Genomic DNA, 14,338 nt, shown 5'->3' on the forward strand with positions numbered 1-14,338 from the left:
TCGTCCGCGAGCTGCTTCGGGGGCGACTTCATGAGGTAGGCGCTGGCCGGGATGACCGGGCCGCCGATGCCGCGGTCCTTCGCGATCTTGGCGGCGCGGACGGCGTCGATGATGATGCCCGCCGAGTTCGGGGAGTCCCAGACCTCGAGCTTGTACTCGAGGTTCAGCGGGACGTCGCCGAAGGCGCGACCCTCCAGGCGGACGTAGGCCCACTTGCGGTCGTCGAGCCAGCCGACGTGGTCGGACGGGCCGATGTGCACGTCGTTGGCGCCGAGCTCCTTCTTCAGGTTGCTGGTGACGGCCTGGGTCTTGGAGATCTTCTTCGACTCCAGCCGCTCCCGCTCCAGCATGTTCTTGAAGTCCATGTTGCCGCCGACGTTCAGCTGCATGGTGCGGTCGAGCTGCACGCCGCGATCCTCGAAGAGCTTCGCCATGACCCGGTGCGTGATGGTGGCGCCGACCTGGCTCTTGATGTCGTCACCGACGATCGGGACGCCGGCGTCGACGAACTTCTGCGCCCACACCGGGTCGGAGGCGATGAACACCGGCAGCGCGTTGACGAAGGCGACGCCCGCGTCGATCGCGCACTGCGCGTAGAACTTGTCCGCCTCCTCCGAACCCACCGGCAGGTAGGAGACGAGCACGTCGGCCTTCGAGTCCTTCAGCACCTTGACGACGTCCACCGGCTCGCTCTCGGAGAGCTCGATGGTCTCGGCGTAGTACTTGCCGATGCCGTCCAGGGTCGGGCCGCGCTGCACCGTGATGTCGGTGGGCGGCACGTCGGAGATCTTGATGGTGTTGTTCTCGCTGGCGAAGATCGCCTCGGCCAGGTCGAACCCGACCTTCTTCGCATCCACGTCGAACGCGGCGACGAACTTGACGTCGCGCACGTGGTAGGGACCGAACCTGACGTGCATCAGCCCGGGCACGGTCGAGTTCTCGTCCGCGTCCTGGTAGTACCGCACGCCCTGGACCAGCGACGAGGCGCAGTTGCCCACCCCTACGATGGCGACGCGTACTTCGGTGGCGTTGTCAGCCTTGTCGATGTCACTCATGGCCGATATTTCCCTCTTTCTGTGGTGCCGCCTTCGTCGATTGCTCTGCGGCAATCAACTCGTTGAGCCAGCGCACTTCGCGCTCGCTCGATTCCAGTCCGAGCTGATGGAGCTGCCGGGTGTAGCGATCGAGCGAGCCACTCGCCTTCTTGATGGCCTCCCGGAGTCCTTCTCGGCGCTCCTCGACCTGGCGTCGCCTGCCCTCCAGAATCCGCATCCGCGCCGCGGCGGGGGTGCGGCTGAAGAAGGCGAGGTGCACGCCGAAGCCGTCATCGGTGTAGTTCTGCGGCCCCGTGTCGGCGAGCAGTTCGGTGAACCGTTCCCGCCCGTCCGGAGTCAGGTGGTAGACGCGCCGCGCCCGCCGCATCGTCGCGCCGGTGACGCTCTCCTCCGCGATCAACCCGTCCGTCTGCATACGGCGCAGGGTCGGGTACAGCGACCCGTAGGAGAACGCGCGGAACGGCCCGAGCAGGCCGGTCAGCCGCTTGCGCAGCTCGTAGCCGTGCATGGGTGCGTCCAGGAGCAGCCCGAGGATTGCCAGCTCGAGCATCGGACCTCACCCCCTGACTTGTCGACAGATCTAACCGATGGATGCGACTTCCCACTATATCGGGCCGATATAACATCGCATGCATGAGCCTGGCGATAACGGTGTCTCCGCAGTTCAGGAGGGTTTATTGATCGTCAGCGGTTCGCCGCCGAGCGTGGTCTCCAGGTAGCCGACGCGGTTGTCCGCGGCGCGCACGTAGATGCGGGCGATCGGGGCGGCCTCGCTGCGCGCCCCGGCCTCGCGCTCCACGATGATGTGGCTGATCGTGCCGTCGGGCAGGCCGACCGTTCGCGGCGCACCCAGGAGCAGCCCGGCGAGCCGCGGCACGTCCAGCTCCGCGAGGTCGAGGGTCGGCTCGTCCGGTTTGCGGCCGTTGCCGGCGGTGTACCGGTCGAAGCCGCCGTCGTAGTGGTAGTCGGCGGTGCTCTGCGGGTTGCCCGGCAGCGCCCGGTCCACCAGCACGTACTCCGGGTAGAAGGTGACCTCGTCGGCGACGGTCTCGCCGAACTCGGCGCGGTACTCGGCGAGGAAGTAGCCGATGCCCGGCCCGCTGGTGAGGAGCGGCACCTGCTCCGCCGGGCCGCCCGGCCCGCCGCAGCTGCTCAGCAACCCCGCCAGCAGACCGAGCGCGGCCGCACCGGCGAGCACCGCGACCGGCGCCTGCCAGCGGCGCGGGGTGCGCCGGTCGACCCGGACGATCGGGGCGTCCACCAGGTTCGCTGGGATCTGCAGATCGGCGACCAGCGCGTCCAGCTGGTCGAAGGATTTCGCGCGCATGGCCGTCGCGGTCCGTGCGGCGTGCTCGGCGGCGCTGAGCTGGCCGTCGGCCAGCGCGGCGTCCAGCACCGAGCAGGCATCCACCCGGTCGCGGTCCCGCGCCCGTACGCCCTCGGTTCGCTGCGCCATCCGCTCGCTCCTGTTCAATTCTTGAAGGGCCAGACGTTGGCGACCCGCCCCGCCGGATCGAGCAGCAACCGGCCGGACTCGGAGAACTCGTTGCTCACCGAGAGATCGACCGCGGCCACGCCGTGCGGCAGGCCGTACCTGGCGTAGGAGTCGGTGTTGACCGGCCCGACGCTCAGGTGCGAGACCGCGCCGTCGCGCACGTTGGCGGCGCCGGGGGCGGCGGCCAGCGCGGCGCCGATGCCCTTCAGGTCCAGGTCGCCGAGATCGACAACGGGGGTCTCCACCTTGCGCGTGGTGACATCCCGGTCCTGCTCGAAGCCGCCGCGATAGGTGTAGTGCACCAGGCGATTCGGCTGCCCGGGGAGGGCGCGCGCGATGCTCGCGTGCTCGGGGAACAGGTCGATCTCGTCGGCCCGCAGGTCACCGAACTTCTCCCGGTACCGGCGCAGGAACTCGGTCAGCCCCTCCTCGGTGACGAGCGAAGGCGTCGCGATCACGACGGGCTCGACCGCGCCGAGTTCGGCGACCCCGGGGTGCGAGACCGGCGGCGGCGCGGCCTCGTCGCGGTGCGTCACCAGGAACCCGCCGGTGGCGGCGGCCAGCGCGAGCACGGTCACCAGCGCGATCCGCAACCTGCCCCGGTAGCTCGGCGGCTGCCGGGGCGCCGGGCCGGTGCCGGTGACCCGCTGCAGGTCGGCGACGAGTTCGGCGAGGTCGTCCAGCGAGCGGGCCGCGGCGAGCAGCTCGATCCGCTCGGCGTGCTCGGCATCGGCGAGCTGGCCCTCGCCGTGCGCGGTGTCGAGCACGGCGCGGGTGCGCTCGCGGTCGTCGTTGCGCGCGCGGGTGTGGCCGGGGTAATAGCCGGCGCCGCCCTGCAGCGGGCGCCACCCGGTGCTCGCCCGCACCCCATCGGTGGCCGCCCTGACCCTGGCCGCGGGCAGCTGCAGATCGTCGACCAGCGCGCGCAGCTCACCGATGGTTTTCGCGGCGGCGACCTGCGCGGTGCGATCGTGGTACTCGTCGCCGCCGAGCTGCCCCTCCGCGTAGGCGGCATCCAGGAGCCCGGATGCGTTCACGCGATCGAGGTCACGCGCTCGCATGCGGCCGGATGCGGCGGTTGACACAGCAGAATCCTAGAATGCCGCCGCCGGAAACGCGCCTGTTGGCGGTGGATTGCCGCCAGGGGCACCCCGCCCGCGCCGGGGCGGGGGCTTCCCCGCCCCGCTACTCTGGGTGGCGTGCGAATCCAGCGGCAGGTGGTCGACTACGCCCTCCGGCGTAAGTCGCTGCTCGCCGACGTCTACGCGGGGCGGGTCGCCGTCGCCGAGGTCTGCGACGCCAATCCTTACCTGCTGCGGGCCGCGAAGTTCCACGGCCGGGGGAGCGAGGTCACCTGCCCCATCTGCCGGAAAGAGCAGCTGACGCTCGTATCCTGGGTCTACGGTGACGGGCTCGGGCAGACCGCGGGGTCGGCCAGAACGCCGGAGGAGCTGGCCAGGCTGGCCGACACCAAGGAGGAGTTCTCGGTGCACGTGGTCGAGGTCTGCCGCTCGTGCCACTGGAACCACCTGGTGCAGTCGTACGTCCTCGGCACCGACCCGGCGCCGCGGCGCGGCCGCTCCGGCACGGGCGGGAACCGTGCGAACCGGCCCGGCTCCGGCCGGCGCAGCGCGGCCGAATGAGCCGCGCACCGGCTCTGCCGCGCAGGCAGCGGAGGAGCCGTGACACCGCCGAGCGGTGAACCCGACGCCATGAGCGTGCACAGAGACGAGCAACGGAGATTTTGTCAGTGAATTCGCCCTACGAGCGTTCCCCCTACGGCGAAGAACCGCACGGCGGCCGTACGCAGCGCGGTGCACAGCAAGATTTCCAGTCCAGGCCGCAGCCGCAGCGCCCCGGCGGCCCGCCGCCCGGCACCGGTCGCCCGATGCCGCAGGACGGCAGGCCGATGCCGCCGCGCCAGGGCGCGCCCGGCCAGCGCCCGCCGCAGCGGCAGGGTCCGCCGCCCGGCCGCCCGGCCGGGCCGTACCAGGGCGGCCCACCGCCGAACGGACGCCCCGTCCCCGGCGGCCCACCGCCGAACGGACGCCCCGTCCCCGGCGGCCCACCGCCGAACGGACGGCCCGCCCCCGGTGGCCCGAGACCTCCCGCACAGAACCAGGGGCGCCCGCCGCGCCGCGACGGCATACCGTCCGGGCCGATCCCCGGCCCGGGCGAGCCGGCCAACCGCACCCAGCGCATCGCGCGCCCCGGTGAGCCCGCGCAGCGCGCGGGCAGCGCCGAGCGCACCCGCCCCGGCGCGAGCGACGCCGTCCGGCGGCCGGTGACCGGCGAGGCCGCGCGGCGCGCGGCCCCCGCGGGCACCGGCGGCCGCGCCGCGGTCCGCCGCGACGGCACCGCCACCGGCGAGCGCAGCAGGCAGGGCGGCCCGCCCGGCCCGCCGAACCGGCGCGACGGCGGCGGCAGGGGCGGCGGCCGCGGTGACGGGCAGCGGAAGCGGAAGTTCCCGTGGAAGATCCTGCGCCGCACCCTCTACGTGCTGATCGCGCTGATGATCGTGGTGCCGAGCGCGGTGTTCCTGGTCGCCTACAGCACGGTCTCGGTGCCGAAGCCGGGTGACCTGGAGACCAACCAGGTGGCCACCATCTTCGGCTCGGACGGCACCACCGTGCTCAGCAAGGTGATCCCGCCGGAGGGCAACCGCACCGAGGTCGGCATCGACCAGATCCCGCCGCACGTGCGCAACGCGGTGATCGCGGCCGAGGACCGGGACTACTACTCCAACCCGGGCTTCTCGCTCTCCGGCTTCGCCCGCGCCGCCAGGGACAACCTGCTCGGCAAGGAGAGCGCGGGCGGTGGCTCGACCATCACCCAGCAGTACGTGAAGAACGCCATGGTCGGTGACGAGCGGTCGCTCACCCGCAAGATGCGCGAGCTGGTGATCTCGGCCAAGATGGCGCGCCAGTGGAGCAAGGAGCAGATCCTCGCCGCCTACCTGAACACCATCTACTTCGGCCGCGGCGCCTACGGCATCGACGCCGCCGCCAAGGCGTACTTCGGCAAGCCGGTGCAGGAGCTGACGGTCTCCGAGGGCGCGGTGCTCGCCGCCACCATCCAGCTGCCGTCCGCGCTCGACCCGGAGAAGAATCCCGAGGGCGCCAAGACCCGCTGGGGCTACGTGCTCGACGGCATGGCCGCGGGCGGCAACCTGCCGGCGGCCGAGCGTCAGTCCATGCAGTACCCGCCGGTGATTCCGCTGGCCTCGCTGCAGGACAACGACCTGGACCAGGGCCCGGAGGGGCTGATCAAGACCCAGGTGCTGCGCGAGCTCTCCGCCGCTGGCATCAGCGAGCAGCAGCTCAACACCGACGGCCTGCAGATCACCACCACCATCGACCCGCAGATGCAGGAGGCGGCGGTGAACGCCGCGCGCACCAAGATGGAGGGTGAGCCGGAGCAGCTGCGCACGGCGGTCGTCTCGATCGACCCGCGCTCCGGCGCGGTCCGCGCCTACTACGGCGGCGAGGACGGCCAGGGCTACGACTTCGCCAACGCCGGGCTGCAGGTCGGCTCGTCGTTCAAGCCGATCGGCCTCGCCGCGAACCTGGAGCAGGGCATTCCGCTCTCGCAGATGTACGACAGCTCGCCGGTGACGGTGAACGGCATCAAGATCACGAACGTCGAGGGCGAGCAGTGCGGCACCTGCACCATCGCCGAGGCGCTCAAGCGCTCGCTGAACACCAGCTTCTACCGGATGCAGCTGGACATGCAGAACGGCCCGCAGAAGATCGCCGACATGGGGCACAAGCTCGGCATCCCGGAGTCGCTGCCCGGCGTCGGCAAGACGCTGACCGAGCCGGACGGCACCGGCCCGAACAACGGCATCGTGCTCGGCCAGTACCAGGCACGGGTGCTTGACATGGCGTCGGTGTACGCGACCTTCGCCGCCTCCGGGATGTACCATGCGCCGCACTTCGTCTCCCGGGTGGTCGCCGCCGACGGCACCACGCTGCTCGACCGCGGCGACGTCCCCGGTGAGCAGCGGGTCTCGGCGGCGGTGGCGGACAATGTCACCGCGGCGATGAAGCCGATCGCCGGCTACTCACGCAACCACGGCCTGGCCGGCGGCAGGGAGTCCGCGGCCAAGACCGGTACCGCCCAGCTCGGCGACACCGGCGAGAACAAGGACACCTGGATGGTCGGGTACACCCCGTCGCTCGCCACCGCGGTCTGGGTGGGCAGCACCGACAACTCGGCGCTGCGCAACTACGGCGGCGCCATGATCTACGGCTCCAGCCTGCCGTCGGACATCTGGAAGCTGACCATGGACGGCGCGCTCAAGGGCACGTCGAACGAGACCTTCCCGAAGCCGGCGCCGATCAAGGGCCAGGCGGGCGTGCCCGAGTGGACCGCCCCCTACACCCCGCCGTCCAGCACCGAGGCGGAGCCGCTGCCGCCGGTGGTGATCACCCCGTCGCAGGTGGAGATCCTGCCCGGCATCACCATCCCGGTGCCCGGCATCGCGCCGCAGACCCAGCAGCAGCGGCCGCAGCAGCAGACCCAGCCGGACGCCGGGCCGCTGCCCGGCCAGCCGACGGCGACCGGCGCCCCCGGTGCCGGCGGCAACGAGGACTCGGAGGGCGGCAGGCCGAACGGCTCCCGGTAGCCTCGGATTTCGTGACCGAGCAGCAGGTGGCCGACGATCGAGCGGCCGGCGGTAGTGTGCCGGCCGCCGATTCGCCCGGCACCGGCCCGGACGCGGTGTACCACTCGGGGGCCGGCTACATCTCCCCCGCGCCGCTCGCGCCGGATCTGCGGTCGGCGGACGGGCGGGACAAGCCGAGCCGGAACGATTCGCTCGCCGCGCAGCTCAGCACCGCGGTCGGCGGCCCGGTCGGCGATCACGCGCTGATCGGCCGGGCCAGGTACTGGACGCCGCTGCGCGTGCTGCTCGCCTTCGCGGTGCTCTTCCTCGCGCTCGGCTGGTCCACGAAGGCGGCCTGCATCCAGCAGACCTCGGACGGCAACGGCCAGCTCTCGCTGGACTGGAACAACGGCCGCCAGTACGTGGCCATGTGCTACTCCGACACCGTGCCGCTGTACGGCGCGGAGCGGCTGAACGAGGGCGCCTTCCCGTACAAGAAGTACTGGATCGAGCAGACCTCCGAGGGCGGCACCGAGGTCAGGTACATGGAGTATCCGGTGCTCTCCGGGCTCTACCAGTACCTGGCCATGCGGATCGCGAAGACCTACGACATGCTGCCGCTGCCGGGGGCGGGGGCGCTGCAGGTCGTCATCTACTTCAACGTGGTGGCGATCGGGCTGGCGCTGGCCTGGCTGGTCACCGTGTGGGCGACCACCCGCTCCGCCGGCCGGCGGCCGTGGGACGTCGCGCTGCTGGTCTGCTCGCCGCTGGTGATCGTGCACGCCTTCACCAATTTCGACGCCATCGCCACCGCCTTCGCCGCCACCGGCCTGCTGGCCTGGGCCCGGCGCCGACCGGTGCTGGCCGGAGTGCTGCTCGGCCTCGGCGGCGCCGCCAAGCTGTATCCGCTGCTGCTGCTCGGCCCGCTGGTGGTCCTGTGCCTGCGCGCCGACCCGCTGCACCGCGCCCCCGGCGCCCGCACCGGCCCCCCGCTGAGCTCGATCCGCGACCTGGACACCTTCCTCGACTGGTGGGAAGGGCGGCGTCGGCGCCTCGAGGTGCTCAGCGCCCGCCCGCTCGGCGCCGCCGGCGCCACCGTGGCCGCGGCCCTGCTCACCTGGGGCCTGGTGAACCTGCCGATCGCCCTGCTCTACCCCCAGGGCTGGCGCGAGTTCTTCCGCCTGAACACCACCAGGCACGCCGACCCCGACTCGATCTACAACGTGATCACCTCGTTCACCGGCTGGACCGGCTTCGACGGAAGGCTGGTGCACGGCGAGGCCCCCGGCGTGCTGAACATGGTCTCCCTGGCCGCGTTCGCGCTCGCCTGCCTGGCGATCGCCTACCTCGCCCTCAAGGCCCCCCACCGCCCCCGCGTCGCCCAGCTCTGCTTCCTCCTGATCGCGGCGTTCCTGCTGACCAACAAGGTGTGGAGCCCCCAGTACTCACTCTGGCTGGTCCCCCTGGCCGTGCTGGCCCTCCCCCACCGCCGCATCCTCCTGGCCTGGATGACCATCGACGCCCTGGTCTGGGTCCCCCGCATGTACTACTACCTGGGAACCGACCGCAAAGGCCTCCCCGAACAGTGGTTCACCGCCACAGTCCTGCTCCGGGACCTGGCGGTTCTGGCCCTCTGCGCCCTCGTGATCCGCCAGATCTACCGCCCCGCCGAAGACCCCGTCCGCCGCGACTACGCCGACGACCCCCTCGGCGGCGTCCTGGACCGAGCCCCCGACCCCCTACTCCCCTGGCTCCCAGAACCCCTCCGGCCGAAACAAAGCTCCCGCTGACCCCACTCCCTCCGACCCACCCCCTACCCCTACACGCTCCGCAAATACCGAGCCTGCCGCCCCGGCTCCTGCGGCAGCAGATCCAGCGCCAACTCCCAAGCCGACCCCGTCCACGGATCGAACAACGGCGTCCCGGCGATGGTCGGCAGATGCCGACAGGACTGCGACAACGCGGCCAACGCACTCTCCGTCGAGTTCGACTCGTTCGCCCCGACGAACACCACGGACAACCCGATCAGCCCCCCACGCAGCACCAGCGTCGACAACCGCTGCACATCGATCCCTTGGTACCCGTGCGGGAAATCGGCAGCCACCAGAATCCGATGCTCCCCCGGCGGCACCCCCGCACCACCACTCAGCGCCAGCTCGGCCAACTCGACAGCCTCGACCAACTCCTGCAACCGCCCGGAAATGTCGGTGTGGTCACTGATCGGCGCCCCCTCCAACACCGGCGCGAGCAACGGCGTGAGACTCCGGAACCCCTGACTCAAGTCGATGAGATCGACGATCGTCCGCCGCTCCGGAGCCGCCGAGATCAACCGCGCGAGCAAGGCCCCCACCACCGGCGCGACAGCCGCACTGGACTCGGTATCGATCCAGAGCGGCCGATTCAACGGCACCGGGACGCAATACGGCACCCGCAGCGATCCGCGCTCGATCGCGTACAACTCCCCGAGCCGAATCCCGTCCGACGCCGCGGGCGGACGATCCCACGCAGGCGCCTCCCAGGAAGCGAGCGCGGGCGGCAACAACCGATCCGCCTCGGCGAGCTCCCGCAGCAACTGCTCACTGTCCCTGCGGTGATTCCCCTCGGCAATCCCGATCAACTCGTCGTAGCGCCGCTGCGCGAGCTGCCGCGCCTGCTCAGCGGCAGGGGTGTTCCGGGTAGCCGGATCGGAGACAGCGGCGGAGAGCTCGTGATCCAATCGCTTGTCGGCGTACTCGCGGGCAGCGATGAGCGCCGCCGCGGAACGCGCCGCATCCTCGAAGATCATCCAGATCCGCTCGAGACCGTGCGCCACCTCGAGCGGCGCACCGGCCGCACCGGGCCGATCGCCCGCGCCGGACAGGGCAGGCGCACCGGCGGAAACCGGCGCCCCACCGACCGGCGGCGCGGCGATCCCGTGCGCGGGCAGCAACGCACCCATCCCACCCGCGTACCCCTGCCCGACCGCGCGCAGCTTCCACCCGTTCCCGCGCCGGTACACCTCGAAGCAGATGAGCGCCGTCTCCCCCGCCGACGGGGTGACGGTGAACCGCGCGATCCCCACCCCGTCCGCCCCGGTGAGCACGGCGTCGACCGCGCCGAGCCCGCCCGGCGGCAGCGGCAGCGCCGGGTCGGCCGCCGCGACGAGCAGCACCGCTTGCGCGTCGGCCCGAACGGCAGGCGGGTCGACGACGACGGCGCTGCCGGTGAGCGCGACGCCCGGCGCGGCCGGACGCTCGGCGGACACGTGATCCTCCGGGCCGGTGACCCGCAGGTTGTCCGCCACCACCAGGGCCGCGAGCCGCAGCGCCGCACCGGCGGACACCTCGAATCGCACGCCCCCGCCGGTGAGCGGGATGTTCTGCCCGGCCTGCAACTGGATCACGACATCCGCTCCGCTCAGCTGTTCACCAGGAACCGGCCCAGCTGCGGGACCGCCTCCCCGGGGTGCTTGGCCTGGAATCCCTCACCGAGCGCGACGAACTTCCAGTCGCTGCCCGCGCGGTAGATCTTGGCCATCGCCATCGCGGTGAACGGCATGCCGCCGGCCAGGGTGAAACGGGCGAGCTCGGCGTTGTTGCTGCCGTCGACGAGACGGCAGAACGCGTTCTGCACCTGCTCGAAGGAGTGCCCCTTGTAGGAGGTGACGATGAACAGCAGCGTGTTGACGTGCGCGGGCACCCGGGTGAGATCCACCAGGATCACCTCGTCGTCGCCCTCGCCCTCGCCGGTCAGGTTGTCGCCCTGGTGCCTGACCGAGCCGTCCTTCGAGCTGAGCTGCCCGTAGTAGGCCACGTCGACCAGGTTGGTGTCGGCGAACATGGTGACCGAGGCATCGAGGTCGATGTCGACGGTGCGGCTGCCGAACATGCCTCGGGTGCGCACCGGATCCCAGCCGAGCCCCATCTTGACGAAGGTCAGCTGGACGCCGCCCTCCTTCCGCAGCGTGACCCGCTGGCCCTTCTCCAGGCTGACCGGCCGGTCCTTGCTCAGGCTCACCTCGGCGGGCGGCTGCTGCGGCGGCGCCGCGGGCGGGTAGCCGCCCTGGGGGTGGCCCTGCTGCTGCGGGTAGCCACCCTGCTGGGGCGGCGGCGGGTAGCCCTGCGGGCCGCCCTGCGGCGGGGGCGGATAGCCGCCCGGCCCGCCCTGCTGCGGCGGGGGCGGATAGCCGCCGGGCGCGGGCTGCTGCGGCGGCGGGTAGCCCTGGGTCGGCGCGAACTGCTGCTGCTGCGGCGGCGGATACCCACCCTGCGTCGGCTGCGCGACCTGGGTCGGCGCGGGAGGCGGCGGGGGCGGGGGGGCGCTCTGCGTCTGCGGGGCGGGCGAATCGTCGACGCTCACACCGTGATCGGTGACCAGCGCGGCGAACCCGCCGGCGTAGCCCTGCCCGACCGCGCGCACCTTCCAGGCGCCCTGGCGCCGGTACAGCTCCAGCGCGATCACGATGGACTCGCTGGCCAGGCCGTCGATCCGATACTCGAAGAGCTGATTCCCCGACGTGTCGGAGACGATCGCGGTCGGCGCGGGGAACTGGCCGAAGTTGCTGTTCGAATCCTCCAGCGTGATCACCGCGCGGATCTGCGCGATGTCCGGCGGCACCTGCCCGAGCGAGACGGCGAGCGCCGCCGGCCCCCCGGCCGCCGGCACCAGGTTCACGCCGGGACCGCTCGGCTGGTTGAAGAAGACGAAGTCGGCGTCGGTGCGGACCTTCCCCTGTTCGGTGACGAGCAGCGCGGAGAGATCCGCGGGAGCCGTGAGCTGGATGGAGACCACGACGTCGTTGACTGCCAGTGGGCCGTTCTGGCCTTTGGCGAGTGATGCGGACAAGTTCGACCCTTCGCTTGTCGGTGCGTTCGAAGCCACTCTACGAGAATCGCCCGCGGGCGCGGCGGCGTGAACACCCCGGGGACAATTGGGGACAAATCGGGACCTGTGCACAACCGGGCTTCGCGAAGACCGCAGGCCACAGCCGGATCGGTTACTGTGTCGCTCGCACGGAACACCGCGAACCCTCCGCCGTTCCCCCGAGACCACAGGCGACTTCCTATGGCACAGCTGTTCGAGCAGTCGAAGAAGGTGATCGAAGCCCACCTCGCCGGCACCAGTGTCCGCGCGATCTCCGGCTCGATGATCGCCTACGAAGGAAACGTGCAGTTCAAGTCCGCCGGGTTCGGCGGCGGCGACGGCGTGCTCGCCGGGCTCAAGCGCCGCGCCACCGGTGAGAAGCTCTCGCTCATGGAGTGCGGCGGCAACGGCCGCGTCTTCTTCGCGGTGAACGGGCAGAACGTCACCGTGGTGAACCTCAACAACGAGACGCTGCAGGTGGAGTCGCAGCAGCTGCTCGCCTTCGCGGGCAACCTGCGCACCGACATCCGCTTCGCCGGCGTCGGCGGAGCCTCCGCCGGGCAGGGGCTCTTCACCACGACCGTCACCGGCCAGGGCCAGGTCGCGCTGCTCTCCGCGGGCGGCCCGCTGATCCACCTGGAGGTCAGCCTGCAGTACCCGCTGATCGTCGACCCGGATGCCTTCGTCGCGGCGCGGGGCAATCTCAACCAGTCCTTCGTCACCGACGTCTCGTGGCGCACGGTCATGGGGTCGGACGCGGGCGAGGCGTTCTCGCTGCGCTGGGACGGGCAGGGCGTCGTACTGATCCAGCCCGCGGAACGGTAAGGGGCGCTTCCATGTTCGAGAAGGTCAACGGCAAGGTCGTCAAGGTGAACGTCGGCATGGCCGGCGGCGTGGTCGCGCGCAAGGGCGCCATGCTCTTCTACACCGGCGACGTCTCGTTCGCCCCGCACCAGATCGCCGGGATGGGCGGCGGCGGGATGGGCGGTATGGGCGGCGGCATGATGCGCATGGCCGGCCGGATGATGGCGGGCGAGCACGAGAGCACCATGCTGGCCCAGGGCAACGGCGAGGTGCACTACGGCCTGGCCGGGCTGGAGGTGCACGTGGTGCAGATGCAGCAGGGGGCCGTGCTCCGGGTGGAGGCCTCCCGGCTGCTGGCCAACTCCGCGCAGCTGCAGAGCTCGGTCGTCTCGGTGGCCAGCTCGAACAGTGGTGGCGGCGGTGGTGGCGGCGGCATCATGGGCGCGCTGCGCGGCGCCGCCTCCGGCGCGCTGACCGGGCAGGGGATGTTCACCACCCAGCTCAGCGGCCAGGGCTCGGCGGTGCTGCTCGCGCACGGCGGGTTCCTGGAGCTGCAGGTGGGCGGACCGAACCCGATCGTGGTCGATCCGCAGGCGTTCGTCGCCGCGTACGGCAACGTGCAGACCGAGCTGAAGACGGCGATGAGCTGGCGGGACGCGGTCGGCCGCGGCGCCGGTGAGGCGATGCAGCTGCACTGCGTCGGCCAGGGCATCGTCTACGTGCAGGCCTCCGAAGAGAAGTTGTGAGCCATGAGCCAGATCCTGAACCCCATGAATCTCGGTGAGAGCGACAACATCCCGGGAAACAGCTACGCGTACTCCATCGACCTGAACAAGCCCTGGTTCATGCGCAAGGGCGCGATGATCGCCTACTACGGGCAGATCAACTTCCAGGTGCTCACGCACGGCCTGCACGGTGGGTTGCTGCACATGGTGTCGCAGCAATTCTCCGCTCCGCTGTTCACCAGCGACTACGTGGTGGCCGATGGCCACGGGAAGCTGATCATCGGCGACCGCGGCTACGACATCAACTCCTACGACCTGGACGAGGGCAACCTCACCATCCGCGCGGCCAACCTGCTCGCCTTCGAGCCGGGGCTCTCGCTGAACCAGTCCATCGTGCCCGGCTTCCTCACCCTGATCGGCACCGGCAAGTTCCTCGCCTCATCGAACGGCCCGGTCATGTTCGCCGAGCCGCCGCTGCGGGTCGACCCGGAGTCCCTGGTCGGCTGGGCGGACTGCCCGTCCCCGAGCCACCACTACGACCAGCGCTGGATCACCGACTTCCTGGCGGCGGGCGCGGCGCGGTTCGGCGTCAGCTCCGGCGAGGAGCGGCAGTTCGACTTCACCGGCGCCGGAACCGTGCTCATCCAGTCGAGCGAGAAGGTGCTCAGCGATTCCCAGGTGGTCCGCACCATCGAGGGGCAGTTGCAGAGCGGGATGACGGTCGGCGGGCTGCAGCGGTTGCAGGGCGTGATCGCCCAGCAATTGGCCGGACAGCAGCAACAGTACTGAGAACGGCTGCGCGCCGGTATAT

12 protein-coding genes are annotated in these 14,338 nt (G+C 71.1%); 6 read left to right on the forward strand and 6 right to left on the reverse strand.

Annotation, left to right across the window (positions count from 1 at the left end; all coding sequences use genetic code 11):
* The 4 genes from ACFO0B_RS16835 to ACFO0B_RS16850 form a co-directional block, all read right to left on the reverse strand.
* A partial coding sequence (locus ACFO0B_RS16835) for an inositol-3-phosphate synthase (protein WP_378613409.1) occupies positions 1-1,055 on the reverse strand: 1,055 nt, incomplete at its 3' end.
* Positions 1,048-1,605, reverse strand: a complete 558-nt coding sequence (locus tag ACFO0B_RS16840; protein ID WP_378613410.1) for a PadR family transcriptional regulator — start codon at positions 1,603-1,605, stop codon at positions 1,048-1,050. The genes ACFO0B_RS16840 and ACFO0B_RS16835, both read right to left, overlap by 8 nt.
* Before the next feature lie 114 nt (positions 1,606-1,719).
* Positions 1,720-2,511 (reverse strand): DUF1707 SHOCT-like domain-containing protein, encoded by a 792-nt coding sequence (locus ACFO0B_RS16845; RefSeq protein WP_378613411.1) that lies wholly within the window; start codon positions 2,509-2,511, stop codon positions 1,720-1,722.
* A gap of 14 nt (positions 2,512-2,525) precedes the next feature.
* A complete protein-coding gene (locus ACFO0B_RS16850) occupies positions 2,526-3,611 on the reverse strand; it encodes a DUF1707 SHOCT-like domain-containing protein (RefSeq protein WP_378613832.1) in 1,086 nt (361 codons plus the stop codon).
* Between the two features lie 138 nt (positions 3,612-3,749).
* Between ACFO0B_RS16850 and ACFO0B_RS16855 the strand changes: the two genes are divergently transcribed.
* From ACFO0B_RS16855 to ACFO0B_RS16865, 3 genes are all read left to right on the forward strand, one after another.
* Positions 3,750-4,193, forward strand: coding sequence for a DUF5318 domain-containing protein (locus tag ACFO0B_RS16855; protein ID WP_378613412.1), 444 nt, complete (start codon positions 3,750-3,752; stop codon positions 4,191-4,193).
* An 869-nt stretch (positions 4,194-5,062) separates the two neighbouring features.
* The gene (locus ACFO0B_RS16860) at positions 5,063-7,177 is read left to right on the forward strand and encodes a transglycosylase domain-containing protein (RefSeq protein ID WP_378613833.1); all 2,115 of its coding nucleotides are present in this window, start codon (positions 5,063-5,065) and stop codon (positions 7,175-7,177) included.
* Positions 7,178-7,188: 11 nt separating this feature from the next.
* Positions 7,189-8,946, forward strand: a complete 1,758-nt coding sequence (locus tag ACFO0B_RS16865; protein WP_378613413.1) for a glycosyltransferase family 87 protein — start codon at positions 7,189-7,191, stop codon at positions 8,944-8,946.
* Positions 8,947-8,975: 29 nt separating this feature from the next.
* Here ACFO0B_RS16865 and ACFO0B_RS16870 read toward each other — a convergent pair whose 3' ends face one another.
* Complete coding sequence (locus ACFO0B_RS16870) at positions 8,976-10,538, reverse strand: TerD family protein (RefSeq protein WP_378613414.1); 1,563 nt, start codon at positions 10,536-10,538, stop codon at positions 8,976-8,978.
* Positions 10,539-10,552: 14 nt separating this feature from the next.
* Entirely contained in the window at positions 10,553-11,980 is a 1,428-nt protein-coding gene (locus tag ACFO0B_RS16875) for a TerD family protein (protein WP_378613415.1), read from the reverse strand.
* A gap of 219 nt (positions 11,981-12,199) precedes the next feature.
* Between ACFO0B_RS16875 and ACFO0B_RS16880 the strand changes: the two genes are divergently transcribed.
* From ACFO0B_RS16880 to ACFO0B_RS16890, 3 genes are read left to right on the forward strand one after another with little or no spacing between them, the layout of a single operon-like run.
* On the forward strand, positions 12,200-12,823 hold the full coding sequence (locus ACFO0B_RS16880; RefSeq protein WP_378613416.1) for an AIM24 family protein: 624 nt from the start codon (positions 12,200-12,202) through the stop codon (positions 12,821-12,823).
* A gap of 11 nt (positions 12,824-12,834) precedes the next feature.
* Complete coding sequence (locus ACFO0B_RS16885; RefSeq protein WP_378613417.1) at positions 12,835-13,548, forward strand: AIM24 family protein; 714 nt, start codon at positions 12,835-12,837, stop codon at positions 13,546-13,548.
* A gap of 3 nt (positions 13,549-13,551) precedes the next feature.
* A complete protein-coding gene (locus tag ACFO0B_RS16890) occupies positions 13,552-14,316 on the forward strand; it encodes an AIM24 family protein (RefSeq protein WP_378613418.1) in 765 nt (254 codons plus the stop codon).
* The last annotated feature ends 22 nt before the right edge of the window (positions 14,317-14,338 follow it).

The sequence above is a fragment of the Nocardia jiangsuensis genome, assembly GCF_042650385.1.
GTDB lineage: Bacteria > Actinomycetota > Actinomycetes > Mycobacteriales > Mycobacteriaceae > Nocardia > Nocardia jiangsuensis.

Excerpts from the sequence above, each read along its gene's own strand:
- ACFO0B_RS16840 (WP_378613410.1), bottom strand. The coding sequence starts at position 1,605 with ATGCTCGAGCTGGCAATCCTCGGGCTGCTCCTGGACGCACCCATGCAC.
- ACFO0B_RS16860 (WP_378613833.1), top strand. The coding sequence starts at position 5,063 with ATGATCGTGGTGCCGAGCGCGGTGTTCCTGGTCGCCTACAGCACGGTC.
- ACFO0B_RS16880 (WP_378613416.1), top strand. The coding sequence starts at position 12,200 with ATGGCACAGCTGTTCGAGCAGTCGAAGAAGGTGATCGAAGCCCACCTC.
- ACFO0B_RS16845 (WP_378613411.1), bottom strand. The coding sequence starts at position 2,511 with ATGGCGCAGCGAACCGAGGGCGTACGGGCGCGGGACCGCGACCGGGTG.
- ACFO0B_RS16850 (WP_378613832.1), bottom strand. The coding sequence starts at position 3,611 with ATGCGAGCGCGTGACCTCGATCGCGTGAACGCATCCGGGCTCCTGGAT.
- ACFO0B_RS16890 (WP_378613418.1), top strand. The coding sequence starts at position 13,552 with ATGAGCCAGATCCTGAACCCCATGAATCTCGGTGAGAGCGACAACATC.
- ACFO0B_RS16885 (WP_378613417.1), top strand. The coding sequence starts at position 12,835 with ATGTTCGAGAAGGTCAACGGCAAGGTCGTCAAGGTGAACGTCGGCATG.